The 26,713-nt window shown below is 62.7% G+C and carries 21 protein-coding genes; 13 read left to right on the top strand and 8 right to left on the bottom strand.

Annotated elements, in window-relative coordinates; all coding sequences use genetic code 11:
- Position 1 precedes the first annotated feature (1 nt).
- Together NCR98_RS04785 and NCR98_RS04780 are read left to right on the top strand one after the other, a co-directional pair.
- The gene (locus NCR98_RS04785; protein ID WP_250525625.1) at positions 2-3,337 is read left to right on the top strand and encodes an efflux RND transporter permease subunit; all 3,336 of its coding nucleotides are present in this window, start codon (positions 2-4) and stop codon (positions 3,335-3,337) included.
- An 87-nt stretch (positions 3,338-3,424) separates the two neighbouring features.
- Complete coding sequence (locus NCR98_RS04780) at positions 3,425-4,084, top strand: NAD(P)H-binding protein (RefSeq protein ID WP_244827543.1); 660 nt, start codon at positions 3,425-3,427, stop codon at positions 4,082-4,084.
- Positions 4,085-4,099: 15 nt separating this feature from the next.
- On the opposite strand, the gene kdpE is transcribed toward NCR98_RS04780, so the two are convergent.
- From kdpE to NCR98_RS04765, 3 genes are all read right to left on the bottom strand, one after another.
- The gene (gene kdpE, locus NCR98_RS04775) at positions 4,100-4,798 is read right to left on the bottom strand and encodes a two-component system response regulator KdpE (protein WP_250525624.1); all 699 of its coding nucleotides are present in this window, start codon (positions 4,796-4,798) and stop codon (positions 4,100-4,102) included.
- Between the two features lie 54 nt (positions 4,799-4,852).
- Entirely contained in the window at positions 4,853-5,827 is a 975-nt protein-coding gene (locus NCR98_RS04770; RefSeq protein WP_250464263.1) for a quinone oxidoreductase family protein, read from the bottom strand.
- 87 nt (positions 5,828-5,914) lie between these two features.
- Positions 5,915-6,694, bottom strand: a complete 780-nt coding sequence (locus NCR98_RS04765) for an SDR family oxidoreductase (RefSeq protein WP_244827540.1) — start codon at positions 6,692-6,694, stop codon at positions 5,915-5,917.
- Positions 6,695-6,978: 284 nt separating this feature from the next.
- Here NCR98_RS04765 and upp point away from each other — a divergent pair, with 284 nt between their 5' ends.
- The 9 genes from upp to rng all read left to right on the top strand — a co-directional run bounded on the left by upp (position 6,979) and on the right by rng (position 15,039).
- Positions 6,979-7,632 (top strand): uracil phosphoribosyltransferase, encoded by a 654-nt coding sequence (gene upp / locus NCR98_RS04760; RefSeq protein ID WP_244827539.1) that lies wholly within the window; start codon positions 6,979-6,981, stop codon positions 7,630-7,632.
- Between the two features lie 348 nt (positions 7,633-7,980).
- Positions 7,981-8,709: a YebC/PmpR family DNA-binding transcriptional regulator gene (locus NCR98_RS04755; protein WP_244827538.1), complete on the top strand. Its 729-nt coding sequence runs from the start codon at positions 7,981-7,983 to the stop codon at positions 8,707-8,709.
- Between the two features lie 209 nt (positions 8,710-8,918).
- Positions 8,919-10,196 (top strand): phosphoribosylamine--glycine ligase, encoded by a 1,278-nt coding sequence (gene purD, locus NCR98_RS04750; RefSeq protein WP_250492111.1) that lies wholly within the window; start codon positions 8,919-8,921, stop codon positions 10,194-10,196.
- Between the two features lie 111 nt (positions 10,197-10,307).
- Positions 10,308-11,246 carry an oxygen-dependent coproporphyrinogen oxidase gene (gene hemF / locus NCR98_RS04745; RefSeq protein ID WP_250525623.1) on the top strand — a complete coding sequence of 313 codons (939 nt, stop codon included), beginning with the start codon at positions 10,308-10,310 and terminating at the stop codon, positions 11,244-11,246.
- Complete coding sequence (locus NCR98_RS04740) at positions 11,237-11,941, top strand: nicotinate-nucleotide adenylyltransferase (RefSeq protein WP_250525622.1); 705 nt, start codon at positions 11,237-11,239, stop codon at positions 11,939-11,941. Before hemF ends, NCR98_RS04740 begins: the two co-directional genes overlap by 10 nt.
- 2 nt (positions 11,942-11,943) lie before the next feature.
- The gene (gene rsfS / locus NCR98_RS04735; protein ID WP_244827534.1) at positions 11,944-12,399 is read left to right on the top strand and encodes a ribosome silencing factor; all 456 of its coding nucleotides are present in this window, start codon (positions 11,944-11,946) and stop codon (positions 12,397-12,399) included.
- A 14-nt stretch (positions 12,400-12,413) separates the two neighbouring features.
- Positions 12,414-12,884, top strand: a complete 471-nt coding sequence (rlmH, locus tag NCR98_RS04730; RefSeq protein WP_250525621.1) for a 23S rRNA (pseudouridine(1915)-N(3))-methyltransferase RlmH — start codon at positions 12,414-12,416, stop codon at positions 12,882-12,884.
- A 66-nt stretch (positions 12,885-12,950) separates the two neighbouring features.
- Positions 12,951-13,562, top strand: coding sequence for a Maf family protein (locus tag NCR98_RS04725; RefSeq protein ID WP_250525620.1), 612 nt, complete (start codon positions 12,951-12,953; stop codon positions 13,560-13,562).
- A gap of 7 nt (positions 13,563-13,569) precedes the next feature.
- The gene (gene rng, locus NCR98_RS04720) at positions 13,570-15,039 is read left to right on the top strand and encodes a ribonuclease G (protein ID WP_250492108.1); all 1,470 of its coding nucleotides are present in this window, start codon (positions 13,570-13,572) and stop codon (positions 15,037-15,039) included.
- Positions 15,040-15,314: 275 nt separating this feature from the next.
- On the opposite strand, the gene NCR98_RS04715 is transcribed toward rng, so the two are convergent.
- The 3 genes from NCR98_RS04715 to NCR98_RS04705 all read right to left on the bottom strand — a co-directional run bounded on the left by NCR98_RS04715 (position 15,315) and on the right by NCR98_RS04705 (position 19,915).
- Complete coding sequence (locus NCR98_RS04715) at positions 15,315-16,622, bottom strand: CotH kinase family protein (RefSeq protein ID WP_250525619.1); 1,308 nt, start codon at positions 16,620-16,622, stop codon at positions 15,315-15,317.
- A gap of 124 nt (positions 16,623-16,746) precedes the next feature.
- A complete protein-coding gene (gene msbA, locus NCR98_RS04710; RefSeq protein ID WP_370652127.1) occupies positions 16,747-18,465 on the bottom strand; it encodes a lipid A export permease/ATP-binding protein MsbA in 1,719 nt (572 codons plus the stop codon).
- A gap of 184 nt (positions 18,466-18,649) precedes the next feature.
- Positions 18,650-19,915: an O-antigen ligase family protein gene (locus tag NCR98_RS04705; protein ID WP_250525618.1), complete on the bottom strand. Its 1,266-nt coding sequence runs from the start codon at positions 19,913-19,915 to the stop codon at positions 18,650-18,652.
- A gap of 159 nt (positions 19,916-20,074) precedes the next feature.
- Between NCR98_RS04705 and NCR98_RS04700 the strand changes: the two genes are divergently transcribed.
- Both NCR98_RS04700 and NCR98_RS04695 read left to right on the top strand, forming a co-directional pair.
- Positions 20,075-21,070: a glycosyltransferase family 2 protein gene (locus NCR98_RS04700; protein WP_250525617.1), complete on the top strand. Its 996-nt coding sequence runs from the start codon at positions 20,075-20,077 to the stop codon at positions 21,068-21,070.
- A 54-nt stretch (positions 21,071-21,124) separates the two neighbouring features.
- On the top strand, positions 21,125-21,886 hold the full coding sequence (locus NCR98_RS04695) for a glycosyltransferase family 2 protein (protein ID WP_250525616.1): 762 nt from the start codon (positions 21,125-21,127) through the stop codon (positions 21,884-21,886).
- Positions 21,887-21,910: 24 nt separating this feature from the next.
- Here NCR98_RS04695 and NCR98_RS04690 read toward each other — a convergent pair whose 3' ends face one another.
- The gene (locus tag NCR98_RS04690) at positions 21,911-22,972 is read right to left on the bottom strand and encodes a glycosyltransferase family 4 protein (RefSeq protein WP_250525615.1); all 1,062 of its coding nucleotides are present in this window, start codon (positions 22,970-22,972) and stop codon (positions 21,911-21,913) included.
- Positions 22,972-26,502 carry a DNA polymerase III subunit alpha gene (dnaE, locus tag NCR98_RS04685; protein WP_502799714.1) on the bottom strand — a complete coding sequence of 1,177 codons (3,531 nt, stop codon included), beginning with the start codon at positions 26,500-26,502 and terminating at the stop codon, positions 22,972-22,974. The genes NCR98_RS04690 and dnaE overlap by 1 nt, the downstream gene beginning before the upstream one ends.
- Positions 26,503-26,713 lie beyond the last annotated feature (211 nt).

Raw genomic sequence — 26,713 nt, 5'->3', positions numbered from 1 at the left:
CATGAACATGTCGCGCATTTTCATCGACCGGCCCGTTGCGACGACGCTGCTCGCGGTGGGCATCGCGCTCGCCGGCATGTTCGCGTTCGTGAAGCTGCCGGTCGCGCCGCTGCCTCAAGTGGATTTTCCGACCATCTCCGTGCAGGCGCAGTTGCCGGGCGCAAGTCCCGAAACCGTGGCGACGAGCGTGGCGAGTCCGCTCGAACGGCATCTCGGCTCCATCGCCGATGTCAGCGAAATGACTTCGCAAAGCGCGGTCGGCACCACGCGCATCACGCTGCAGTTCGGCCTGAACCGCGACATCGACGGCGCCGCGCGCGACGTGCAGGCCGCCATCAACGCCGCGCGCGCCGACTTGCCAACCGCGCTGCGCAGCAATCCGACCTACCACAAGGTGAACCCGGCCGACGCGCCCATTCTGGTGCTCGCGCTCTCCTCGCCTACCCGAACCGCGGGCGCGCTTTACGACTCCGCGGCGACCGTGCTGCAGCAGACGCTTTCTACCGTGCCGGGCGTCGGCGAAGTGGACGTGAGCGGTTCAGCAAACCCGGCCGTGCGCGTGGAACTCGAACCGGGCGCGCTGTTTCACTACGGCATCGGGCTGGAAGACGTGCGCGCGGCGCTGGCATCGGCGAATGCGAACAGTCCGAAGGGCGCAATCGAATTCAAGGACAACCACGTCCAGCTCTACACCAACGATCAGGCGAGCAAGGCGTCGCAATACAAGGATCTGGTCGTCGCCTATCGCAACGGCTCGGCGGTGCATCTTTCGGACGTCGGCGAAGTGGTCGATTCCGTGGAAGACCTGCGCAATCTCGGCCTCATCAACAACAAGCACGCGGTGCTCGTCATTCTGTACCGTCAGCCGGGCGCGAATATCATCGAGACGATCGACCGCGTGAAGGGCATGCTGCCGCAACTGCAAGCCGCCCTTCCCGCCGATGTCCTGATCACCCCGACAGCGGACCGCTCGACCACCATCCGCGCCTCGCTGCACGACACTGAACTCACGCTCGTGATCGCGGTGGCGCTCGTAGTGATGGTCGTGTTCCTGTTCCTGCGCAACTGGCGCGCAACGCTGATTCCAAGCGTCGCCGTGCCGATATCGATCATCGGCACCTTCGCGGCGATGTATTTGCTCGGCTTCTCGCTCGACAATCTCTCGCTGATGGCGCTGACCATCGCGACGGGCTTCGTGGTGGACGACGCCATCGTCGTGCTGGAGAACATCTCGCGGCATGTCGAGAACGGCGTGCCGCGCATGCAGGCCGCGATACTCGGCGCGCGCGAGGTCGGCTTCACGGTGCTGTCCATCAGCATTTCGCTCGTTGCCGTGTTCCTGCCCATCCTGCTGATGGGCGGTATCGTCGGGCGCCTGTTCCGCGAGTTCGCGCTGACCTTGTCGCTGGCGATCGCCGTATCGCTCGTGGTGTCGCTCACCGTCACGCCCATGATGTGCTCGCGTCTGCTTCAAGAGCCGCATCAGAAGAAGAAAGAAGGCCGGCTCGCGCTCTGGCTCGAACGCCAATTCGAGCGCATGCAGCGCGGCTATGCGCGCACGCTTGGCTGGGCGCTCGGGCACCCGCGGCTCATCTTGCTCATTTTGCTCGCGACCATCGGGCTGAACGTCTATTTGTACATCATCGTGCCGAAGGGCTTTTTCCCGCAGCAGGACACGGGGCGTATTGTCGGCGGCATTCAGGCGGACCAGAGCACCTCGTTTCAGGCGATGAAAGGCAAGTTCTCGGAGATGATGCGAATCGTCGAATCGGACCCGGCCGTGGACAGCGTCGCCGGTTTCACGGGCGGGCGCACGACCAATTCCGGCTTCATGTTCATCTCGCTCAAGCCGAAGAGCGAACGCAAGGTGTCGGCGGATCAGGTCATCAACCGTCTGCGCAAGCCGCTTGCCGATGTCGCGGGCGCGCGCACCTTCCTGCAAGCCGTTCAGGATATTCGCGTGGGCGGGCGGCAGTCGAATGCGCAGTATCAATTCACGTTGCTGTCCGACACCACGAGCGACCTTTACACGTGGGCGCCCAAGCTCACAGAAGCGCTGCTCAAGCGCCCCGAACTCACCGACGTGAATTCCGACCAGCAACAAGGCGGTCTCGAAGCGATGGTGACCTTCGACCGCGCCACGGCCGCGCGTCTGAACATCAAGCCAGCGCAGATCGACAACACGCTCTACGACGCCTTCGGCCAGCGCCAGGTCTCGACCATCTACAACCCGCTGTCGCAATACCACGTGGTGATGGAAGTCGCGCCGAAATACTGGCAGGACCCTGAGATGCTTAAGCAGATCTACATCAGCACGTCGGGCGGCACGGCGAGCGGCACGTCATCGACTAATTCGACCACCACTTCCGGCGCCAACTCGACGGCGTCCACCTCAGCGACCGGTTCGACCGGCGCGGGCGGCTCGTCCAACAGCAGTTCCGACACAGCCGCCGCGCTGGCGCTCGCTTCGGTCAAGAATTCGGCGACCAACGCCATCGCGGCGAGCGGCAAGTCGAGTTCGTCGTCAGGCGCGGCGGTTTCCACATCGCAGGAAACGATGGTGCCGCTTTCGGCCATCGCGAAATTCGGGCCGGGCAATACGCCGCTTTCCGTCAATCACCAGAGCCAGTTCGTGGCTTCCACCATCTCGTTCAATCTGCCGCCGGGCAAGTCGCTCTCGGAGGCCACCGCCGCGATCTACGAAACGATGGCGGAAATCGGCGTGCCGCAGACCATCCACGGCAGTTTTCAGGGCACGGCGCAGGCGTTCCAGCAGTCGATGAACGACCAGCCCATCCTGATTCTCGCGGCGCTCGCGGCCGTGTATATCGTGCTCGGCATTCTGTATGAAAGTTATATCCATCCGATCACGATTCTCTCCACGCTGCCGTCGGCGGGCGTCGGCGCGCTGCTTGCGCTGCTGCTGTTCAAGACGGAGTTCAGCATCATCGCGTTGATCGCGGTCATCTTGCTGATCGGCATCGTGAAGAAGAACGCGATCATGATGGTGGACTTCGCTATCGAGGCCACGCGGCACGGCGCCAAGACTTCGCGCGATGCCATCGAGGAAGCGTGTCTCTTGCGCTTTCGCCCGATCATGATGACGACCGCCGCCGCGCTGCTCGGCGCGCTGCCACTCGCGTTCGGAACTGGCGAAGGATCGGAGATGCGCGCGCCGCTTGGCATCGCAATCGTCGGCGGGCTGATCGTGAGTCAAATGCTGACGCTCTATACGACGCCGGTGGTTTATCTGTATATGGACCGCTTCCGTGTGCGCGCAGAGGAACGGCGCGCGCGGCGGCGTGGCAATGCGCGGCCGGCAAGCGCGGTGGAGTGACGCGAGGCCGCGCAAGCACGGATAGCACAAGGCGCCGAAATCGCCTACTTTGATTGTCGAGCCGGCCACCGCAAGGGAGCGAACTCAATGAAGACGATGAAAGTTCTGCTGATCGGCGCGCACGGCCGCACGGGCCGGCTTATCGCGCAAGGTCTTCATGACCACGCCGCGCCTTTTCGGGCGCTGCTTCGCAAATCCGCGCACAAGAGCGAGTTCGCGGCGCTGGGCGCGGAAATCGTGCTCGGCGATCTCGATCAGGACTTCTCGCATGTCTTCGACGACATCACGCACGTGATCTACGCGGCGGGATCGTCCGAGAGCGAAGGCGTGCACGAGGAACGTGCGATCGATCGCGACGCCGTCATGCGCACCGCCGATTACGCAAAGCGCCGGCGCGTGCGGCAACTCGTCGTCGTAAGCGCGCTGACCGCGTTTCATCCGGAGCGCAATCCGCTTTCCCTGCGTCATTACTCGCGCATGAAACGCGAAGCCGATGCCTACGTCATGCGACGCGGTGTGCCTTACGCGATCCTGCGTCCTGGCCCGCTATCCGACGAACCCGCGCGCGGCACGATTGCGCTCGCGGACGAGACCACGGTCGAGATGCCCGACGTGTCGCGCGAGGATGTCGCGCGCATTGCGCTGCGTTGCGTGGCGCTTGGCGTGCGGGATCGGGTCATCGGCTTCGTCGGCGGAAACGAACCGCTCGACGCCGTGCTCGATACCTACGCCGCAGTCACCGCGTAATTCGAACGACGCACGTCACACGACTCCCACGAGCCGATATCCCACGCCCGTTTCCGTGACGATATGCTCGGGCTGCGCCGTATCGCGCTCGAGCTTCTGCCGCAGATGCGCCATGTAGATGCGCAGGTAATGCGGACTCTCCACATGCGACGGTCCCCACACTTCCTTCAGCAATTGCCGATGCGTCAAGACGCGCCCCGCATGCCGCACGAGCGTGGCAAGCAGGCGATATTCGATCGGCGTCAGATGCACGCTCTCGCCGTTTTTCGTGACGCGCCGCAACGCGAGATCGACGGTGACATCGCCGAAACGCACGGCCGGCGTCTCGCTGCCCGCCGCCTGATTGCGCCGCCGCAAATGCGCGCGAATACGCGCCATCAACTCGGAAACGCCGAACGGCTTGGTGAGATAGTCGTCGGCGCCGGCATCGAGCGCGGCGACCTTTTCCGCTTCCTGCGTGCGGGCCGAGAGCACGATCACCGGCAATTCGGTCCAGCCGCGCAGTTCGCGAATGACGTCGATTCCATCGGTATCCGGCAGCCCCAGATCGACGATCACGAGATCGGGCTTGCGCGTCGCCGCTTCGATCAGACCTTGCTGGCCGGTTTCCGCTTCGTGCACGGTCATGCCCTCGGCTTCCAGGGACACGCGCACGAAGCGGCGAATCTGCTTTTCGTCCTCGATCAGGACGACGGTGACGGACGGCTCGCTCATATCGATGCTGTTCTATTTCTTAGTTTCAGTGAGAATCCGTCACGCGGGAAAGGCTCAAGGCAAAAGAATGGTCGAGCCCGTCGTCTTGCGCGCTTCGAGGTCTTCATGCGCGCGGGGCGCGTCGGCCAGCGAATAACGTTGCCGCACGTTCGTCCTGACCTTCCCCGACGACACGACTTCGAACAGTTCCGCCGCCATGGCATCCAGATCGGCGCGCTTGGCGATATAGCTGAAAAGCGTCGGACGCGTGAAGTAAAGCGAACCGCGCCCGGCGAGTTCGGATGAATCGATAGGCGGCACCGGACCCGACGAATTGCCGAAGCTCACGAAGTATCCAAGCGGCGAGAGGCTGTCGAGCGACGCGATATACGTGTCCTTGCCGATGGAATCGTAGACCACCGGCACGCCCGCGCCGTTGGTGATCTCGCGCACACGCTGAGTGAAGTTGTCGCGCGTGTAGACGATCGCGTGATCGCAGCCATGCGCCTTCGCGATCTCCGCTTTCTCGTCCGAACCGACCGTGCCGATCACCGTCGCGCCGAGCGCCTTCGCCCACTGCACCGCGAGCAGGCCGACGCCGCCCGCCGCCGCGTGGATCAACACCGTTTCGCCCGCCTTCACGCGATAGGTCCGGCGCAGCAGATATTGCGTGGTCAGCCCTTGCAGCATGATCGACGCGGCATCTTCGTAGCTGATCGCATCCGGCAACTTGACGACGAAATCCGCCGCCATCACCCGTTCCTCGGCATAAGCGCCCGGCGGACGCGACGCATACGCCACGCGATCGCCCGGTTTGAATTGCGTGATGCCCTCGCCCACCGCCGTGACTTCGCCCGCGCCTTCCATGCCGAGCCCGTTGGGCAGCGGCATCGGATAAAGCCCGGTGCGGAAATACACATCGATGAAATTGAGCCCGACCGCGTGATGCTTCACGCGGATTTCACCCTTGCCCGGCTCGCCCACGTTCACGTCGACCCACTTCATGACTTCGGGGCCGCCTGTCTTGTCGAATCGGATTGCCTTGGTCATCGCTTGAATGTCTCCGTCGGTTCAGTTCGCCATGTGTCGAGAATCAAGTGCGCCGTTCGCGCTGATGCGCGTGCGGCGCGGCTGCGTTCAGTACGTGCCCGGATAAGCGCCGCCATCGATCAGCAGATTCTGCCCGGTGATGTAGCCCGCATGCGCGCTGCACAGGAACGCGCAGGCCCGGCCGAACTCGTCCGGCTCGCCGAAGCGTCCAGCGGGCAGCGCGTCCGCGCGACGCTTGCGCGCCTCGTCGATGCTGATGTTCTGCGCCTTTGCCTGCGCTTCGAACGTCACGGCGACGCGGTCGGTGTCGAAGGTGCCGGGCAGCAGATTGTTGATGGTCACGCCCGTGGACGCCACCTTGCGCGCCACACCCGCGACGAAGCCCGTGAGCCCGGAGCGCGCGCCGTTGGAGAGCCCGAGCACATCGATCGGCGCCTTCACCGACGAGCTCGTGATATTGACGATGCGTCCGAAACCGCGCCCGATCATCCCGTCGATGGTCTGCCTGATGAGTTCGATCGGCGTGAGCATGTTGGCTTCGAGCGCCTTGATCCACATGTCGTGCGTGAAATTGCGGAAGTCGCCCGGCGGCGGCCCGCCCGCGTTGTTGACTAGGATGTCCGGCTGCGGACATGCGGCGAGCGCGGCGGCCTGGCCCTCGGGCGTGGCGATGTCGCCGGCCACGGTCTTCACGTCCACGCCATAGGCCGCGCGGATGGCGGCGGCCGTCGCTTCGAGCGTTTCCGCCGTGCGCGCGGTGATGACGAGATTGACGCCCTCGGCTGCGAGCGCCTCGGCGCAACCGCGCCCGAGTCCCTTGCTTGCCGCGCAGACGAGCGCGGTGCGCCCTGCGATTCCCATGTCCATCGTCCATCCTCCAGAGGTTGTCTCGACTGTTTCGGTTCGGAGCGCGTGAGATGACCGTCACGCCTTCCGCGCAATTCTAAGAGAATCGGGGCGGCAACGTCGGGCGGGCCACGCGGCTTGCCGATAAACGCGGCAAATGTTCTTAGGCAACGGCGGGGTTTTCGGTAAACTGTCGCCACTGTCCGCCCGGCGCGCGGCATGAGCGCCGGCGCTCACGCATCGCCCATGACGGCACCCCATCACACGAGCAGCACACCAGCAGGACGCGCGAACGCGCGAGACCCATGAAACAGGACAGCCGTTTTCCCAATCTCTTCATCACCGATCACCCGCTGATCCAGCACAAGCTCACCCACATGCGCGACAAGGACACGTCCACGCGCACGTTTCGCGAACTGCTGCGGGAAATCACCTTGCTGATGGGCTACGAGATCACCCGCAATCTGCCGCTCACGACCAAGCGCGTGGAAACGCCGCTCGTCGAGATCGACGCGCCCGTGATCGCGGGCAAAAAGCTCGCCATCGTGCCGGTGCTGCGCGCGGGCATCGGCATGTCGGACGGGCTGCTCGACCTGATCCCCTCGGCGCGCGTCGGTCATATCGGCGTCTATCGCGCGGAAGATCACCGGCCGGTCGAGTATCTCGTGCGCCTGCCGCCCGACCTGGAAGAGCGCGTCTTCATTCTGTGCGATCCGATGGTCGCGACCGGCTACTCGGCCGTCCACGCCGTCGACGTAATGAAGCGCCGCAACGTGCTGTCCGAGAATATCGTGTTCGTGGCGCTGGTGGCGGCGCCCGAAGGCGTGAAGGTTTTCCAGGACGCGCATCCGGACGTGAAGCTCTACGTCGCCTCGCTGGATTCGCATCTGAACGATCATGCGTATATCGTTCCCGGTCTCGGCGATGCAGGCGACCGGCTGTTCGGCACGAAGAACTGATCGCAACCCGTTTTCGCAGATCAAGTCTCGAGACCGCCGCGCGACATGCGCGGCGGTTTTTTATTGTGCGATGGCTTTTGCGCGGCGCACTTTCCCCGAATCCGCCTTCGCCCACTCGTTTTCCCCAATCGACGCAAGCCGCCTGCCAAGCCATCCCAGCATGATAAAATTTCGGTCTGTTCCTAAGCGGATCTTGCCGCGAGCCTGACTGGCTTGCCTTCGGGCCGCGCGCCCGACGCACGAACCCGGCTGCCGTTTAAAAAGACGCGGCAGCGCATCGAACAGACATCTACAGCATCACAGCAAACCAAGGCGCGGCACGACGTCCGCGCGCGATGGAGAAAGGTAATGGCGGGTCACTCGAAATGGGCCAACATCAAGCATAAGAAGGCCGCAGCCGATGCAAAGCGCGGCAAGGTCTGGACGCGCCTCATCAAGGAAATCCAGGTCGCGGCCCGCATGGGCGGCGGCGAAGTCGACTCGAACCCGCGGCTGCGGCTTGCGGTCGACAAGGCGTACGACGCCAACATGCCGAAGGACAACATCAACCGCGCGATCCAGCGCGGCGTCGGCGGCGTCGATGGCGCGAGCTACGAGGAAATCCGCTACGAAGGCTACGGCATCGGCGGCGCGGCGATCATCGTCGACACCATGACCGACAACCGCACCCGCACGGTCGCGGAAGTGCGCCACGCGTTCTCGAAGTTCGGCGGCAACATGGGCACGGACGGCTCGGTATCGTTCATGTTCGACCATGTCGGCCAGTTCCTGTTCGCGCCGGGCACGCCCGAGGACAAGCTAATGGACGCCGCGCTCGAAGCAGGCGCGGACGACGTGGTGACGAACGACGACGGCAGCATCGAAGTGATCAGCCCCGCCAACGACTTCCAGAAGGTGAAGGACGCGCTCGAAGCCGCCGGCTTCAAGGCGGAACTCGCCGAAGTAACCATGAAGCCGCAAAGCGAAGTGGAATTCAGCGGCGACGACGCCCTGAAAATGCAAAAACTGCTGGACGCTCTCGAAAATCTCGACGACGTGCAGGAAGTCTATACAAACGCCGCCATCAACGACGAATAAGCGCCGCCGTTGCGCCCGTCCGCCGCGCTCGGCGGGCCGCGATGCTGGAACGGCTTTCGCTTGATGAGAAGGCAGGTGACGCAGCCTGAAGTCCGCGCGAGCCGCCTTCGACCTGTCATGCCGGTGACGGCGTGGACTCCGGCATTGGCCTGGTCCGCCCGGCGTCAGCGCGCGGCTACTGCTTTCACTCAAGCTTTTCGGGGATTCAAATGAAGTTACTCGTCGTTGGTTCCGGCGGTCGCGAACATGCGCTGGCCTGGAAGCTCGCCCAGTCGCCGCGCGTGCAGATCGTCTATGTGGCGCCCGGCAACGGCGGCACCGCGCAGGACGAGCGCCTGCGCAATATCGACATCACCGAGCCTTCGGCGCTCGCCGATTTCGTCGAACGCGAGCATGTCGCGATGACCGTCGTCGGACCGGAAACGCCGCTCGCCGCGGGCATCGTCAATCTGTTTCGTTCGCGCGGGCTCAAGATTTTCGGGCCGACAAAGGAAGCCGCGCAGCTCGAAAGCTCGAAGGACTTCGCGAAGGCGTTCATGAAGCGCCACAACATTCCGACGGCCGACTACGAAACCTTCACCGACGCCGCCGCCGCGCATGCCTACATCGACACGAAAGGCGCGCCGATCGTCGTGAAAGCGGATGGCCTCGCTGCCGGCAAGGGCGTGGTGGTCGCGATGAGCGCAGAGGAAGCACACGACGCGATCGACTCCATGCTCGCCGACAACAAGCTCGGCGACGCAGGCGCGCGCGTGGTGATCGAAGAATTTCTGTCCGGCGAGGAAGCGAGCTTCATTGTCATGGTGGACGGCAAGCATGTGCTGCCGCTCGCGTCCAGCCAAGACCACAAGCGTCTGCTCGACGGCGACAAGGGCCCGAACACCGGCGGCATGGGCGCGTATTCGCCCGCGCCGATCGTCACGCCGCAACTGCACGCGCGCGTGATGCGCGAGATCATCCTGCCGACCGTGCGCGGCATGGAAAACGACGGCATCCGCTTCACCGGCTTTCTGTACGCGGGCTTGATGATCGACGCCAACGGCACGCCCAAGACGCTCGAATTCAATTGCCGCATGGGCGACCCCGAAACGCAGCCGATCATGGCGCGCCTCAAGGGCGATTTCTCGAAGGTCGTGGAGATGGCCATCGACGGCAAGCTGGACAGCGTGGAGCTCGACTGGGACCGGCGCACGGCGCTGGGCGTCGTGCTCGCGGCTCACAACTACCCGGAGACGCCGCGCAAGGGCGACCGCATCAACGGCATTCCGCCTGAAACGGACAACGCCGTCACGTTCCATGCGGGCACCACGCTCGCGGACGGCAAGCTCACCACTTCAGGCGGGCGCGTGTTGTGTGTCGTGGGTCTGGCGGATTCCGTGCGCGGCGCGCAATCCGTGGTCTACGATACAGTGAATCAGATTTCGTTCGATGGCATGCAGTATCGCCGGGACATTGGCTACCGGGCGGTGAACCGCAAGCACGGATAAGGCTTTTCGCCTGAAATCGAGCCGTTTTTCCCGCGCTGCCGGACCTCCGCGTCCGGCAGCGCGTTTTTAGAGAATCCACATAACGCCTATCATGGCGCATTGCAGCAATCGATGAGTGAAACGAACCAGCACGACGCAGCCCACGATATCGCCGCCGTCCGTCAATACCTGACGGGCTTGCAGACGCGTATTGCCGATGCCCTCGGCGCGTTCGACGGCAATTCGTTCGCGACCGATGCCTGGACTCGCGAACCCGGCGCGCATCTGCGTGGCGGGGGCGTGACGCGCATTCTCGAAGGCGGCGAGTTTTTCGAGCGCGGCGGCATCGGCTTTTCGGACGTGGCGGGCGACGCGCTGCCGCCCTCCGCTAGCGCCGCGCGTCCGCAACTCGCCGGGCGCGGTTTCGAGGCGCTGGGCGTGTCGCTCGTGATGCATCCGAGAAATCCGCACTGCCCGACCGTGCACATGAACGTGCGCATGCTCACGGCGGTCAAGCCCGGCGAAGAGCCGATCTTCTGGTTCGGCGGCGGCATGGACTTGACGCCCATTTACGGCTACGAGGACGACGCGCGGCATTTCCACCGCGTCTGCCGCGACGCGCTCGACCCGTTCGGCGTGGAGTTGTATCCGCGCTTCAAGACGTGGTGCGACGAGTACTTTTATCTGAAGCATCGCGACGAGCAGCGCGGTATCGGCGGCATCTTTTTCGACGATTTCTCCGAGCCCGGCTTCGAGCGTTCGTTCGCGATGATGCGGCGCGTCGGCGACGCGTTTCTCGAAGCGTATCTGCCGATCATCGACAAGCGCCGCGACACGGCTTACGGCGAGCACGAACGCGCGTTTCAGGCGTATCGGCGCGGACGTTACGTCGAGTTCAACCTCGTGTTCGATCGCGGCACGCACTTCGGTCTGCAAAGCGGCGGGCGCACCGAATCCATTCTCATGTCGATGCCGCCGGTCGCGAACTGGCGCTACGACTGGGCGCCCGAGCCCGGCACGCCGGAAGCGCGACTCTATTCCGACTTCCTGGTGCGCCGGCAATGGCTGTGATCGCGCCGGGCACACCTTGCAAAAAGCGCGTCGGCATTTTGGGCGGCACCTTCGATCCGATTCACGAAGGGCATCTGGCGCTCGCGCGCCGCTTCGCCGCGCTCTTGCGCCTGACCGAACTCGTGCTGTTGCCCGCGGGTCAGCCGTGGCAGAAGGAAGGCGTATCGGCGCCGCATCACCGGCTGGCGATGACGCGCGCGGCGGCGCAGTCGCTGCACATCGAGGGCGTGAAGATCACCGTCGCCACCGATGAAGTCGAGCGCGAAGGCGCGACCTACACGGTGGAGACGCTTGCGCGCTGGCGCGAGCAGGAAGGCGCCGAGGCATCGCTTGCGTTGCTGATCGGCGCGGATCAACTGGTCAAGCTCAATACCTGGCGCGACTGGAAACGGCTCTTCGAATTCGCGCATGTCTGCGTGGAGACGCGTCCCGGCTTCGATGTCGCGTCGCTGCCCGCGCCCGTCGCCGCTGAACTCGAAGCACGCGAGGCATCCCCGGAAGTCTTGCAGGCCAGCACGCACGGTCACATGCTGATCGACACCACGCTTCTCATCGACGTATCCGCCACGGCGATCCGCGAGGAAGCGAGCGCATCACACGAAGGCGCACGAGGCGCGTCGCAAGACGAAGTCCGCGCGCAGGTCCCACCCGCCGTATGGGACTACATTGTTCAACATCATTTGTATCAACGGTAATCATGGAAATTCAAAAGCTTCAACGCGCGATCATCGACGGTCTCGAAGACGTCAAGGCGCAAGACATCAAAGTGTTCAACACCACTCACCTGACGTCGCTGTTCGACCGCGTGGTCGTGGCGAGCGGCACGTCGAACCGGCAGACCAAGGCGCTTGCCAACAGCGTGCGCGAGCGGGTGAAGGAAGCCGGTGGCGACATCATCAGCACGGAAGGCGAAGAGATCGGCGAATGGGTGCTGGTCGACTGCGGCGACGCGGTCGTCCATATCCTGCAACCGGCGCTGCGCCAGTACTACAACCTCGAAGAAGTCTGGGGCGACAAACCCGTGCGCGTGAAATTGAGCAAGCCGAGCATGTTCGGCGGCGCGAACGTCGAAGCCGACGAGGACGAAGACGAGGAAGATGCCGCACCGGCCGTCAAGCGTCCCGCCCGCAAGACCGCGCGCAAGCAGGCCTAAAGCGCAGCGCGTCGATGAAGCTCGTCATTCTCGCAGTCGGACACAAGATGCCCGACTGGATCACGAATGGCTTCGACGAATACGCGAAGCGCATGCCGCCCGAATTGCGCATCGAGCTCAAAGAGATCAAGCCCGAGCAGCGCTCGTCCGGCCGCAATGCCGAAAGCGTGATGACTGCCGAGAAGCAGCGAATAGAAGCTGCCCTGCCGAAGAACGCCCGCGTGATTGCGCTCGATGAACGCGGCCGCGACTGGACCACGATGCAACTCGCGAACGCCCTGCCCGCCTGGCAACAGGACGGCCGCGATGTCGCGTTCGTGATCGGCGGCGCAGACGGCCTCGCGCCCGAAGTGAAGGCGCGCGCCGAACTCATGCTGCGTATCTCGAGTCTCACGCTGCCGCACGGCATGGTGCGCGTGCTGCTTGCCGAACAGCTTTACCGTGCGTGGAGCATCACGCAGAATCATCCTTATCATCGCGCGTAACGGCAGATGCCCTGATATTCCGTGGTGGTGTCGAAGGCCGGCGCGCTTGTCGAGACCCGCTATCGAATGTCTACTTATCCCTTCGTCTATCTTGCGTCTCAAAGCCCGCGCCGCCAGGAGTTGCTGCGGCAACTGGGCGTGCGGTTCGAACTCCTCTTGCCTCGTCCCGATGAAGACGCAGAAGCCCTCGAAGCCGAGCTGCCCGGCGAAGCAGCGCATGCCTATGTTCAGCGTGTCTGCATGCTGAAGGCGCATGCGGCGCGCGCACGTCTCGTCGCGGGCAATCATGGGACAGCGCCCATTCTCGTCGCGGATACAACCGTGACCATCGACGGACAAATACTTGGCAAGCCCGCGCATGAAGAAGACGCGGTCGCGATGCTGACGAAGCTCGCGGGTCGCGAACATGAAGTGCTGACGGCGCTGACCGTCGTCGATGCCGATGGCGCATGTCACGCCGCGCTCTCGCGCTCGACGGTGCGTTTCGCAGCGGTGGACCGTGCTGCGCTGCAACGATACGCCGCGACGGGCGAGCCTTTGGGCAAGGCCGGCGCATATGGCATTCAAGGCCGCGCGGCAGCATTTATCGAGCGAATCGACGGGTCCTATTCGGGTATCATGGGTTTGCCCCTTTTCGAAACCGCAGCACTCTTGCGCGTGGCACGCGTCGAATTCTAAACAGGCCATGAACGAAGAAATCCTGATCAACGTCACACCGCAAGAAACCCGCGTCGCACTGGTGCAGCAAGCCGCCGTTCAGGAGCTTCACGTCGAACGCACGCTCTCGCGCGGCCGCGTCGGCAACGTCTATCTTGGCAAGGTCGTGCGCGTGTTGCCGGGCATGCAGTCGGCGTTCATCGACATTGGTCTGGAACGCGCCGCGTTTCTTCATGTTGCGGATATATGGCATCCGCGCGTGGCGGGCGAGCCGCATGGATCGTCGCCGCATGTGCCTATCGAGAAGATCGTCTTCGAAGGACAGGCGCTGATGGTGCAGGTCGTGAAGGACCCTATCGGCACGAAGGGCGCGCGACTCTCCACGCAGGTGAGCATTGCGGGGCGCACGCTGGTTTATCTGCCGCAGGAACCGCATATCGGGATTTCGCAGAAGATTGAGAGCGAGACGGAGCGCGAAGCTATTCGCGCGCGTCTCACCGCCGTGTTGCCCGCCGATGAAAAAGGCGGCTATATCGTGCGGACGATTGCCGAAGATGCATCGAGTGAAGAGCTTGCCGCCGATGTCTCGTATCTGCGCAAGACCTGGGCGACGATAGTTGCTCAAGGGCAGCGCGTACCGCCGACCACTTTGCTCTATCAGGATCTAAATCTGGCGCAGCGCGTGTTGCGCGACTTCGTGAATGACGAGACCACGCGCATTCAAGTGGATTCGCGCGAGACGTATCAGATGCTGGCGGATTTTGCGGCGGAGTTTACGCCGGCGGTGGCATCGCGCGTGCATCACTACACGGGCGAGCGGCCGCTTTTCGACCTGTACAACATCGAGGCTGAAATTTTGCGGGCGCTGTCGCGGCGCGTCGATTTGAAGTCGGGCGGCTATCTGATGATCGATCAGACCGAGGCCATGACCACCATCGACGTGAATACGGGCGGCTATGTCGGCGCGCGCAATTTCGACGACACCATCTTCAAGACGAACCTCGAAGCGGCGCACACCATCGCGCGGCAATTGCGGTTGAGGAACCTGGGCGGAATCATCATCATCGATTTCATCGATATGGAGAACGTCGAGCATCGCGATCAGGTCCTGAGCGAATTGAAGCGCGCGCTGTCGCGGGATCGTACGCGCGTGACGGTCAATGGCTTTTCCCAACTCGGGCTCGTGGAGATGACGCGCAAGCGCACGCGGGAATCTCTTGCGCATGTGTTGTGCGAGCCGTGTCCCACTTGTCAGGGCAAGGGGCAGGTGAAGACGCCGCGAACCGTGTGTTATGACGTGTTGCGCGAGATCATGCGCGAATCGCGGCAGTTCAATCCGCGCGAATTTCGCGTGGTGGCTTCCCAGCAGGTGATCGATCTGTTTCTGGAAGAAGAGTCACAGCATCTGGCGATGTTGATGGACTTTATCGGCAAGCCGGTTTCGTTGCAGGTGGAGTCGAATTTGAGTCAGGAGCAGTATGACATTGTGTTGATGTAGGACTAACTCATACAACCTCTAAAGAAACACGCAGGGGCGCGCGTTCGAACCTTTTGTTCATCGACGCATAAATAGGCAACGAGGGCCGAATAGCGGCCCTTCGTAATTACGAAGCTTCATTCGAAGGCAGACCAGAATTTATCGACATCGAAATCAGCGCCTTAATGGATGGCTGGTATGGTTATCCAGACGACTAAGCCGAGCGGCTCTTCTGTAGCGATGCTGCAAACAGCAAATAGCAAACAGGAGCGCTTGACGCTCCTGCAATTCCACCCTCAAAGATTCCCATCCAACCAGGCAATCCGCCGCGTGAGCCAATCTTTCAGATAAGCTACCTCACCCTGATAAGTACCCGTTACCACCGGATTCGGCCAAAGCTTCTTCCCAAGCACCGGCCACTTATCAAAGTTGCGCTTAGCTGCGCCATTTGCCTGAAGCGCCTGCGCGTTCTCATCGACATAACTCACGATCGTATCGATTTGCGATGCCTTCAGTTGATCCCACCGTGCCCGAACACGCGTCTCGAAGCTCGGATCGATCTGCTTCATGCGTGAAATCCACTGACCATTTGCAACCCACCATCCTTCCGGATACTGCGCGTCGGAAAAGTTAATGTTGCCCGCGCCAATGTCGAAGTCCCACAACGGCCCGAACTTCAATTTGCCGCTGGCATCCTTGTAGAGGTAGATGCTCGCAAAATCCCGCGCATCCTGATTCTTGAAAATCTCATTGACGAGATACCAGTCGATCAGCGATGCGACATCGAAGTACTGCTCGTAATTCCGCGCATCGGAGAACAATGCGTCCTCGGCCTGCTGCATATAGTCTTTGATAAAAGCCACCTGTGCGTCCGATGCCGAATCCGGACTGTCGATGCAAAGCGCAATGCCGTGCGTCGTGCGCCAGCAAACGTCTTCGTCCATGCGCTCGTTGATTTCGACCAGGAAGCCTGTGCTCTCGGGCGCGACCACGTTGTCACTATTGGCGATATTCACGCGGTTCTTGTCCACCCGCACCGACTCGACCACGTCATACACGCCCGCATACTGACCGTTGAGCGTGAGTTCGACGGGAACGTCATGCGGCGTCCACGCCATGCCAAAACGCCTGCCTAGTTCGAACGCCGTGCGATTGCGCAAGAGCGTCTTGTCGAAGTAATTCGCGAGCAGAATCCAGTTCTTGTCCTTCGGCAGCCCAAAAAAACTTGCCTTGCTGTCAAGTTTCAAGCGATATGGCTTCTTGTCCGCCGTCCACGTGCTGTTGCCATGGCCCTTGATGCTCGTCCTGCCTGTGAAGGGATCGACATCGTCCGGCCCGGTGATGCCGAGATCGGCGCCGAGATAAACATGTTTATCGACGATCGGAACACGGCCATCCATATTAATGGACATGGCCGGCAGCGCGGCCGCGGGCGTTGCGCTCTTGCCCGACGGGTCCGTCGTATCCGTCGAATCCTTCGAGGGAGCGCTAGAGCCGCCGCCCGAGCAGGCAGCAAGAACGGTGCTGATGAGAACCACCGCAGCCATCGACGCAAGGCTCGGCCGGCTGCGCGTTTTTGCTTCTACAACGAACTGCAACATCATCTTCGCTTCTCTTTCAATGATCCGGTCCCACGAATTGGGCCGCGGATCATATCAAGGCGAATCGAAGCGTTTGTATCAATAGTTGACCGAAGTCGCGAACAAGCGCCGATGGTCAATAAGCCGATCAAGCCGGCTGTTGCTGATACTGAATCCGGTGCAGATGCGCATACAGTCCTTCCTTGCGCAACAGTTCGGCATGGCTGCCCTGCTCCGCAATTCGCCCGCCTTCCATGACGAGGATGCGGTCCGCGCGCTCGATGGTCGACAAGCGATGCGCGATCACGAGCGTCGTGCGTCCCTTCATCAGCGTTTCGAGCGCGGCCTGCACGTAGCGTTCCGATTCGGAATCCAACGCCGATGTCGCCTCGTCCAGGATCAGGATCGGCGCGTCCTTGTAGATCGCGCGGGCAATTGCCAAACGCTGCCGCTGTCCACCGGACAAGCGCATGCCGTTGCCACCGATCAAGGTATCCATGCCATCAGGCAGCGCCTGCACCATATCGATGAGATTCGCCGCCATCAGCGCCGAGAACACGCGGTCGCGATCGGGCTTCTGCCCATAAGCAACGTTCGCCGCAATGGAGTCGTTGAACAGCACGACATCCTGGCTCACCATCGCCATCTGGCCGCGCAGGTCGTGCAGGTCGTAGTCGGTGATCGGCACGCCATCGACGAGCACCTGCCCGCCGCGTGGATCGAAGAAGCGCGGCAGCAGATTCACGAGCGTGGTCTTGCCACTGCCTGACGGCCCCGCGAGCGCGACCATCTCGCCGGGCGCAACCTTGAACGACACGCGGTCGAGAATCATGCGGTCCAGCGAACCGTAGCTGAACGTGACATCGCGGAACTCGACTTCGCCTTGCGCGCGTTCCAGACGCCGCCCGCCGCCCTTCGGCTCCTCGGGTTCGTCGATCAGGCCGAAGATCAGCTCCGCCGCCGTCATGCCACGCTGCATCGGCTGATTGATGTCAATCAGATGCTTGAGCGGCGAGATAACGAGCAACATGGACGTGACGAAGGCAACGAAGCCGCCCACTGTGGTCTGATCGTTGGTGGACTGCACGACCGCAATCGTGATGACCACCGCGAGCGCGATCGACGCAAGAAACTGCGTGAGCGGCTGCGCGAGGCCGCCGGAAACCTGCATGCGCATCGAGTAGCCGCGCAGGCGCTGGCTCATCTCCGTGAAGCGGTCCATTTCGTACGGTTCGCCGTTATGCACCTTGACGACCTTGTAGCCCGCGACGGTTTCCTCGACGACATAGGACAACTCGTTGGTCAGCGTCTGATGCTCGCGATTGAGCCGCCGCAATCGTCGGTTGATCTTGCTCACGAGCCAGCCGATCACCGGCAGGATGACCGCGACGATCAGCGTGAGCCGCCAGTTGAGGATGAACAGATAGCCGAGCAGAAAGACGACCGTGAGCGAATCGCGCACAAGCGTGACGACGACGCTCGATAGCACGCTCAGAATCTGGTTGACCTCGAACACGACTGCATTGATGACCGTGCTGGCCGTCTCGCGCTGAAAGAAGCCGGCGCTCGTGTGGATCATGCGCTCGAACATCTGCAGGCGAAGTTGCAGCAGGATCTTGTTCGACACGTACGACAGAAAATAGCCCGACGCATACTGCGCCGCGCCGCGTACGAGCGCGAGTCCGATCACCGCGGCCGGCACGAGCCATTTCGCGTGATCGCTGCTTTTGGAGCCAAAACCGTGGTCGAGCAACGGTTTGAGCAGCATCGGGATGCCGGCTTCGGTCGCGGCGACGATACCCATCGTGCCGAGCCCGAGCAACACCATGCCCATGAGCGGGCGGATGTAGGGCCACAGGCGCCGCATGACCGCGGTCGGCGACGAACTTTCCGCGCCGCCAATCGGCTTGCGCAAACTACCTTCTCGTTTCAAGAGCGTATCTCCACTTCGCCCGGCGCTTTCCAGCTCTTCCCGCGGCGCTCGTTGGTTACTTTTGTGATTTCTCGTCAGCCGGAGAATGAAACCGGCCGGCCCGAATTCAGCCGATCGGTCAGCGCCCCGGCTTGCCAAGCGGCTCGCGCGCGTCGTGCGTGATGACCGCAAGCAGCACGGCCCAGAAGAGCGCGATGAGCGACGTGCTCATCACGACCGTGAATACATCGATACTCAGTCCGAAGATGATAACCGACCCCGAGACCGCGATCCCGCAATACGCCGCCGTCGACACATCGGGATGCGGCGACTTCCGGTAGCGCAGGAAATACACGAGCGGCCCGAAATACAGCAACGCAAGACAGACCACGCCCGACGCGCCCAATTCCGCGATCGTCGAGAAAAACTCGCTGTGCGCGCGTTGATTGACGACGAGCGGCGATACCTCGCCGGCATCGGCCATGCCCTTGAGCGAATTCTTCAGATGTCCCTTGCCGACGCCGAAGACCGGATTCGCCTCGAACAGATGAATCGACGCGGTCCACAACTGCAGCCGCGCGCCGAGCGAACTGTCCGCCGCCGCGCCGTGCGACAGGCGCGCGATGTCGGAGCGCGTCGCCTGCACACGTTCACGGCCGATCGGCGAGGCGAGCAAGAGCGCCATCGCCAGAACGGCGACGCCGAGCGCGGTCAGCCAGTGACGAGGGTGTTTGATCCAGCCGAAATTGAGCAGGCACAGTACGAGAAAGAGCGGAATGGCAAGCCAGCCGCCGCGCGTGCCCGACAGATACGACGCGTAAATGCCGCCCACCAGTCCGAGCAGCTTCAGTGCAATGCCGAGGCGCTTCGCCAGCACGTTCGGATAACGATCCCAGCGGATCGACATCACCGAAAGAAAGCCGAGCAGGAGCGCGGTATTTCCGTAGGGAATCGGATTGGTGAAATCGTTGCCGAGGCGATCGAGTTCCGTCACCGTCATGTGGATGGCGCTGTCCACGGCCCAGAAACCCGCGCCGATGGCACCGAGCGCGCAGCCCCAGCCGAGCGCCTTCAGTTGCCGAATCGGCACGTTGACGAGCAGCAGGAAAATCGGCAACGCGAGTGCGAAGCGCGACATGCCGTCGAATTCGCGCGGCAGATAATAACCTTCGATGGCTTGCTGCAACGGCAGATAAACCATGAAGCACAGCATGGCCACCGTATAGAGCGGGAACGCGTTGACGAGCAGACCGAGCCTCAGACGAAACGGCTTGCTGAACCCCGCGAAGAGCGCGATGGCAAGCAACACGAAGAAGCAGTAGCCCGTCCCTCCTCGCACGACGAGTGTGCTTGCGGGCGCCAGCAAGACCATGCTGGCGATCATGTAGCGCAGAGTTTTTTCCAAATCGATGAACCTTAAGCGGGATTGACCGGCCGGCCCGGTCGCCTATCCCCAAATCGCGGGTTATTATAGCCGCTGCCGTCTGGCATGAGATTCGCTCTCCGCGAGCGCGCAACGCCGTGGCCAAGACGCGCCGGGCCTCCGAAGCACTCAGAATCGTACATGTCAGGAATATCACAGCCAGAGCAGAACGCGCCGCTCGCGAGTCTCTTGCTCATTACCTTCAATCAGCAGGAAACCGTTGCCGACGCGATTGCCGGGGCGCTCGCGCAAACCTGGTCGCCGCTGGAAATCCTCATTTCCGACGATGCCTCCTCCGACGCCACTTACGCCGTCGCCGAGCGCTGCGTGCGCGAATATCGCGGGCCGCATACGGTGCGGCTGTATCGAAACGAGAAGAACACGGGTATCAGCGCGCATCTCAGTGCGCTCGCGGCGCGCGCATCGGGCGAGATGCTTTTTATCGCGGCGGGCGACGATATCTCGCGACCGGAACGCGTCACGCGCGTCATGGAAGTGTGGCTCGCAAGCGGCAAGCGCCACGACCTCATCGCGACCGACCTGCAAGACCTCGATGCCGAAGGCAATACGCACGACATCCTGCGCGTAACGGACCTCGACGACTATCGCAGCTTCGACGACTGGATGGAACGGCGGCCTCATCTGGTCGGCGCGGCGCATGCGTGGGCGCGGCGTCTCTTCGAGGAGTTCGGGCCGATCGCGCCCGGCATCTACGGCGAAGACCAGATCATGGCGTTTCGCGCGATCATGAGTCACGGCGCGCATACGCTGCACGAACCGCTCGTGCTGTACCGGCGCGGCGGGCTGTCGAGCAAGCGCAAATGGCGCACGCCGGCGGAATTCGTCGCGCGTATCAAGCTAGCGAATATCAACGGATCGGGCGAGACGCGTCAGCTCGAAAGCGACGCGGACAAGGTCGGCGTCGGCGCTCGGATGCGCGCGATGCTGGCGCGAAAGTCGGCGCGCGAGCGCTACGTGAGCGCCGTGTTCGGCGACGCGTCGTTGGCGCGCAAGGTCGCGTTGCTGGCTGGATCGAATGAAGTCAGTCCGGGATTTCGCATCAAGATGTTCGTGTATGCGACGTGCCCGTGGCTGCTTTCGCCGTTCTTCTTCGTGAAATGGCATTTGCGCGGCTAGGCTTTTCCAATCGAACGTGACCACGACAAGAATCAGAGGCCGGACTCGGGCAACATGAAATCGCCAACGCTTGGCATCGCCATCATCACCTACAACGCGGCCGCGCGGCTCGCGCAATGTCTCGACTCGGTTTCGTTCGCGGATGACATCGTCATCGTCGATGGCGGCAGCACCGACGCCACCGTGGGTATCGCCCAGGCACATCGCGCGCGCGTGATCGAAGCGCGCGACTGGCCCGGCTTCGGGCCGCAGAAGAATCGCGCGCTGGATGCGCTCGCCACCGACTGGGTCTTGTCTATCGATGCCGACGAAGTCGTGACGCCCGAACTCGCCGCATCGATTCGAGCCGCCATCGCTCGCCCGCAAGCGGATGTCTATTCGGTCGACCGGTTATCGAGTTTTTGCGGAACGTGGGTGAGATACAGCGGCTGGTATCCGGACTGGATTCCCCGGCTGTTCAAGCGGGGCGCGGCGCGCTTCTCGTCGGATCTCGTGCACGAGCGTCTGGTGCTTTCCACGAACGAGCCCGCGATCAGGCTCAATGGCCGGCTGATGCACTACTCCTACGAAGACTTCGAGACCGTGCTGCGCAAGCTGGACGCTTATTCGACCGCGGGCGCCGTGCAGCGTCATGCGGCAGGCAAGCGCGGCGGTTTCGGGGTTGCGCTAACACGCGGCACGTGGGCTTTTTTGCGAACGTATTTTCTGCGCCGCGGTTTTCTCGATGGGCGCACGGGCTTCATGATCGCGCTCTTCAATGCGCATACGGTGTATTACCGGTTCTTGAAGCTCGAGCATCTGAACGAGAGACGATAGGCGCCACGGCTTGGCTCAGCGGCTTCAACGACCGCCGCTGATTTCTTCCGCCAGCGCCAGCAGCGCATTCACATGCGACGCGACGCTCGCGTCATAACGAACGGCATTGCCCGATACGCGGCGTCGCGAAGCAATTGCCGCAGCGACGACGCGCCGCAGGTCGTCCGCATCGCCAGATTTGAAAACGTGCTTGGCGCTTTCGTCGATGGCATCGCCACAGCCGATGCAGGCCGGAAAGATCACCGGCGTGCCGCACATGACCGATTCGATGCCCACGAGCCCAAACGGCTCGTAGCTCGACGCGAGAATGGTGAAGTCCGCCGCGCGATAAGCGTCCTCGATATTTTTAGCGTAGCCGATATAGCGCACGTTCGGCGCGCTCTTCTCGGGCGCGCGCCCGGCGACGGCGATCACGATCGGCAAGCCCGCGCCGCCGAGCGCCTTCTCGATCAGCGGCAAACCCTTGCGCTCGTGACTGCTCGAAGGAAAGAGCAGCACGATTTCGTCTTCCTTGAAACCGAACCGTTCGCGCAGACGGGCGCGCGAGGTTTCATCGGCTAAGGCGAAACGCGCGCCATCCACGGGCGGATAAAGCACGCGAATCTTCCGTTCGTCGATGCCGTAAAGCCCGCGAAGCTCGTTGCGCATCATGTCCGAGTGCGCGACGATCACGCGCGCGTCCCGATACTGCCTGCGTTCGAGCGCGATCTGCCGCGTATCCGACCGCTTTTCGCGACGCCCGGTTGCGCGCAGAAAGCCGATATGCGTGCCTCCGCAGATGGCAATCTCCGAGCCTTCCACGCGATTGCAGCCGATCAGCACGTCGACCCTGGCCTTATTGCGCGCGCGCTTGAGCGCCCACGAAAAATACACGTCGCGCAGCTTGCCCGGCAGAAACGACACCTTGATGCGATGCGCCTCGACGAGCTTGCTCTCCGGCAACGACGAGTCGATCTTGCGGGCAAAGAACGCAGGCTTTTGGCGGCCCTCGAGGCCGGCGGCGGCAAGACCGCGCACCAGGTCCATGGCGTAGCGTTCGAGCCCGCCGCTCAGTTTAAGCGCGTTCGCCGAGATGCCGATGCGCATCAGTAGACGATTTCGATTGCGCTGCCCGCGAACTCGCCGCGCAGCGCGGTGATGAGTTCGTCGGTGGGCTTGACGCGCCAGGCATCGCCGAGCCGCACTTCGCCTTCCGCATGCTCGCTGCGATAAACGATGCTCACGTTCAAGCCGTTCGGGATGGGTGCGGACTGGCGCTGCCTGCCGTTTTCGCGCGCGGGCGGCGCCACGGCCGCCGGCGCTTCCGCACCCGCCGCATGCGCTTCGAGCACGCGGCGCAGACGCAAGGAATCCGCGTTGCCGTTCATCTCGACCTTTACCGACTGCGCGTAGCGGCTGCGCGCGCGTTCGAGGTCCATCGCGGTATCGACGGTAAAGCGAATGCCGCCGGTGAAGGCGTCGTTACGCGCCTGACCTTGCACCACGAGCAACTCGTCTTCCTTGAACAGCGCCTTGTTGGCTTCGAACTGCTCGTTGAACACGGTGACTTCGCACTGGCCGGTGCCGTCGTCGAGATTGACGATCAGCATCTTGCCGCGCTGGGTCATTTGCGTGCGCGTGGTCGAGATCACGCCCGCGACGAGCTTGTCGCGCCCTTCCTTCAGTTCGCCGATTTTCTGACGCACGAAGCGGCGCACTTCACCTTTGTAGGCGTCGAAGAGATGGCCAGACAGATAGAAACCGAGCGCGGTTTTTTCTTCCTGCAAGCGCTTCTTGTCGGACCACATGGGTTCATCGACGAGCCGATGCTTTTCGAGCGGCGCGTCGCCCATGTCGAAGAGACCGCCTTGCATGGCGTTGGCGGCGGCCTGATCGGCGGCTTCCATGGCGAGCGGCACGGAGGCCAGCAGTTGCGCGCGGTTCTCGTGCAGGCAGTCGAACGCGCCCGCGCGGATCAGCGCTTCGACCGTGCGGCGATTCACGACGCGCCGGTCGATCCGCTCGCAGAAGTCGAAGAGATCCGCAAACGGCCCGTCTTCACGCGCACGCAGGATTTCCTCGATTGCGTTCTGGCCGCTGCCCTTCACCGCGCCCAGACCGTAGCGAATGGTCTTCGAGCGCTTGCCGTCCGCTTCGGCGACCGGTTCGAAGCGATACGCCGACTGGTTGATGTTCGGCGGCAGCACGGCCATGCCATTGCCGATGCAGTCCTCGAAGAGAATCTTGACCTTGTCGGTGTCGTCCATGGCGAGCGACATATTGGCCGCCATGAATTCCGCCGGATGGTGCGCCTTCAGCCACGCCGTGTGATAAGCGAGCAACGCGTAAGCCGCCGCGTGCGACTTGTTGAAGCCGTAGCCCGCGAATTTCTCCATGAGGTCGAAGGTGTCGTCCGCCTTCTGCGCGGTGAGGCCGTTCTTCGCCGCGCCTTCGCGGAACAACTCGCGATGCACGGCCATCTCCTCGGGCTTCTTCTTGCCCATCGCGCGACGCAGCAAGTCCGCGCCGCCGAGCGAATAGCCGCCGATGATCTGCGCCATCTGCATCACCTGCTCCTGATAGACCATGATGCCGTAGGTCTCCTTCAGGACGGGCTCGACGCGCGGGTCCGGATACTCGACGATCTCGCGCCCGTGCTTACGCGCGCAGAAGCTCGGAATCAGGTCCATCGGGCCCGGACGATACAGCGCCACCAGCGCGATGATGTCCTCGAAGCGGTCCGGCTGCGCGTCCTTCAGCATGCCCTGCATGCCGCGGCTTTCCAGCTGGAACACGGCGACGGTATTCGCTTTCTTGAGGATAGAAAACGAAGAGGGGTCGTCGAGCGGAACCTGCGAAAGATTCCAGTCTTTCTTCGAGGGATCGAGCCGGCGAATATAGCGCTCGGCCCAGTCCAGGATGGTGAGCGTGGTCAGGCCCAAAAAGTCGAACTTGACCAGACCGACGGCTTCCACGTCGTCCTTGTCGTACTGACTGACCACGCCGCCGTCTTCGCCCTGCGTGTAGAGCGGACAGAAATCGGTGAGCTTGCCCGGCGCGATCAGCACGCCGCCCGCGTGCATGCCGACGTTACGCGTGAGCCCTTCCACGCGCTGCGCGAGTTCGAGCAATTGATGCACTTCGTCTTCGTTGTCGAAGCGCTCCTGCAGGGTCGGCTCTTCCTTCATCGCGTCCGCGATGGTCACGTGCTTGCCCGGCTTGAACGGGATGAGCTTGGCGACGCCGTCGGTGAACATGTAGCCGAGATCGAGCACGCGGCCGATGTCGCGCACCGCCGCCTTCGCCGCCATGGTGCCGAAGGTGGCGATCTGCGAAACCGCGTCCGCGCCATATTTCTGCTTCACGTACTGAATGACGCGGTCGCGCCCTTCCTGACAGAAGTCGATGTCGAAGTCGGGCATCGACACGCGTTCGGGATTCAGGAAGCGTTCGAACAGCAGGTTGTAGCGCAGCGGGTCGAGATCGGTAATGCCGAGCGCATAAGCGACGAGCGAGCCCGCGCCCGAACCGCGGCCGGGACCCACCGGCACGCCATTGTTCTTCGCCCACATGATGAAGTCGGCGACGATCAGGAAGTAGCCCGGAAAGCCCATCTTGATGATCGTGCCGCACTCGAATTCGAGCCGAGCGTAATAAGTCTCGCGCTGTGCCTCGCGTTCGGCTTCATCGGGATAGAGCTGCGCGAGCCGCACCTCGAGGCCTTCCTTCGACAACTGCACGAGGTAGTCGTCGAGCGTAAGGCCATCCGGCGTGGGGAAAAGCGGCAGTTTGGGCTTGCCGAGTTCGAGCGTGAGATTACAGCGCTTCGCAATTTGAACCGTGTTGGCGAGCGCGGAAGGAATATCCGCGAAAAGCGCGCACATTTCTTCTTGCGTGCGGAAATACTGCTCGGTCGTGAAGCGCTTCTGACGACGCGGATTGGCGAGGATATCGCCTTCCGAAATGCACACGCGCGCTTCGTGCGCGGTGTAGTCGTCGGGCGTCATGAATTGCAGCGGATGCGTGGCGACCACAGGCAACCCGAGCTTTGCGGCGAGCGCGACGGCCTCCTGAAAATAAGCCTGTTCGCCCGGCTGACCGGCGCGCTGCAGTTCGATGTAGAACGCGTTCGGAAAGAGCGCCGACCAGCGTTCGGCGTTGCGTTGCGCGCTTGCCGCGTTGCCCGCCGCGAACGCCATGCCGATGTCGCCCTGCTGCGCGCCGGAAATGGCGAGCAGACCTTCAGCCAGCCCTTCTTCGAGCCATTCGACGAGCACTTCCGCGCGCCCGCGATATTGATTCGTCAGCCACGCGCGGCTCAACAGTTCGCACAGGTTGAGATAGCCGGTCTTGTCGCGCACGAGCAGGATCAGCCGCGAAGGCTTGTCGCGATCGGCGGGATTGGTGATCCAGACATCGCAGCCGGCAATGGGTTTGATGCCCTTGCTGCGCGCTTCCTTGTAGAAGCGCACGAGGCCGAACGCGTTGGCGAGATCGGTCAGCGCGAGTGCGCCCTGACCGTCTTTCGCGGCGGATTTGACGACGTCGTCCAGCCGCACGATGCCGTCGGCAATCGAGAACTCGGAGTGGACGCGAAGATGAACGAAGCGGGGATCTGACATGACGATATTGTACATGCGGCCCATCGCGAAAACGGCTAAGGGGCGCGCGTTAGCCGAACGGACAAGCCCTCGGCGATTCTCGAAATTGCGCTGGCGCAAACGGCGCGAACGCGGCGGCCCGCGCCTGCGAAAAGACCTGCGCCATTTGCGGGATAATACGGAGTTGCGCGGCGTCCCAGCATCCGCTTTTTGCCGCCCTTTTTACCGGCTTTGCCCCGTTATCCGA

Origin of the sequence: Caballeronia sp. GAWG2-1 (assembly GCF_023631405.1) — a bacterium.
Classification (GTDB): domain Bacteria; phylum Pseudomonadota; class Gammaproteobacteria; order Burkholderiales; family Burkholderiaceae; genus Caballeronia.
This window is presented reverse-complemented; position numbering and strand designations above follow the sequence as displayed.

Coding starts and splice junctions, on each gene's coding strand:
- NCR98_RS04785 (WP_250525625.1), top strand. CDS start 2: ATGAACATGTCGCGCATTTTCATCGACCGGCCCGTTGCGACGACGCTG.
- NCR98_RS04780 (WP_244827543.1), top strand. CDS start 3,425: ATGAAGACGATGAAAGTTCTGCTGATCGGCGCGCACGGCCGCACGGGC.
- kdpE (WP_250525624.1), bottom strand. CDS start 4,798: ATGAGCGAGCCGTCCGTCACCGTCGTCCTGATCGAGGACGAAAAGCAG.
- NCR98_RS04770 (WP_250464263.1), bottom strand. CDS start 5,827: ATGACCAAGGCAATCCGATTCGACAAGACAGGCGGCCCCGAAGTCATG.
- NCR98_RS04765 (WP_244827540.1), bottom strand. CDS start 6,694: ATGGACATGGGAATCGCAGGGCGCACCGCGCTCGTCTGCGCGGCAAGC.
- upp (WP_244827539.1), top strand. CDS start 6,979: ATGAAACAGGACAGCCGTTTTCCCAATCTCTTCATCACCGATCACCCG.
- NCR98_RS04755 (WP_244827538.1), top strand. CDS start 7,981: ATGGCGGGTCACTCGAAATGGGCCAACATCAAGCATAAGAAGGCCGCA.
- purD (WP_250492111.1), top strand. CDS start 8,919: ATGAAGTTACTCGTCGTTGGTTCCGGCGGTCGCGAACATGCGCTGGCC.
- hemF (WP_250525623.1), top strand. CDS start 10,308: ATGAGTGAAACGAACCAGCACGACGCAGCCCACGATATCGCCGCCGTC.
- NCR98_RS04740 (WP_250525622.1), top strand. CDS start 11,237: ATGGCTGTGATCGCGCCGGGCACACCTTGCAAAAAGCGCGTCGGCATT.
- rsfS (WP_244827534.1), top strand. CDS start 11,944: ATGGAAATTCAAAAGCTTCAACGCGCGATCATCGACGGTCTCGAAGAC.
- rlmH (WP_250525621.1), top strand. CDS start 12,414: ATGAAGCTCGTCATTCTCGCAGTCGGACACAAGATGCCCGACTGGATC.
- NCR98_RS04725 (WP_250525620.1), top strand. CDS start 12,951: ATGTCTACTTATCCCTTCGTCTATCTTGCGTCTCAAAGCCCGCGCCGC.
- rng (WP_250492108.1), top strand. CDS start 13,570: ATGAACGAAGAAATCCTGATCAACGTCACACCGCAAGAAACCCGCGTC.
- NCR98_RS04715 (WP_250525619.1), bottom strand. CDS start 16,622: ATGATGTTGCAGTTCGTTGTAGAAGCAAAAACGCGCAGCCGGCCGAGC.
- msbA (WP_370652127.1), bottom strand. CDS start 18,465: ATGCGGCGCCTGTGGCCCTACATCCGCCCGCTCATGGGCATGGTGTTG.
- NCR98_RS04700 (WP_250525617.1), top strand. CDS start 20,075: ATGTCAGGAATATCACAGCCAGAGCAGAACGCGCCGCTCGCGAGTCTC.
- NCR98_RS04695 (WP_250525616.1), top strand. CDS start 21,125: ATGAAATCGCCAACGCTTGGCATCGCCATCATCACCTACAACGCGGCC.
- NCR98_RS04690 (WP_250525615.1), bottom strand. CDS start 22,972: ATGCGCATCGGCATCTCGGCGAACGCGCTTAAACTGAGCGGCGGGCTC.
- dnaE (WP_502799714.1), bottom strand. CDS start 26,502: ATGTACAATATCGTCATGTCAGATCCCCGCTTCGTTCATCTTCGCGTC.